The 245-nt window shown below is 42.9% G+C and carries 1 protein-coding gene; it reads left to right on the forward strand.

Features of this window, described 5'->3' with window-relative positions; all coding sequences use genetic code 11:
* The coding region (locus NJT12_RS24960) for a hypothetical protein (RefSeq protein ID WP_271338810.1) at nucleotides 1–245 on the forward strand (245 nt) is incomplete at both ends.

Here is a 245-nt window from a genome sequence, read left to right on the forward strand (position 1 = left end):
CCAACAGTTGGAATCATAACACATCCAACCTGTACAGTTGCTACCGGAAGTGTTGTCTTGAATGGTTTACCATCAGGGAATTGGACCATCAACCCAGGAAATATTACAGGAAGTACTGCTTCTACGACAATTTCAGGATTAACGGCAGGAACTACATATACCTTTACAGTAACAAATGCTGTAGGCTGTATTTCTGCTGCATCAGGTAATGTTGTGTTCAATGCACAACCTGCGACACCATCTGC

The sequence above is a fragment of the Flavobacterium azizsancarii genome (assembly GCF_027980145.1).
Classification (GTDB): Bacteria; Bacteroidota; Bacteroidia; order Flavobacteriales; family Flavobacteriaceae; genus Flavobacterium; species Flavobacterium azizsancarii.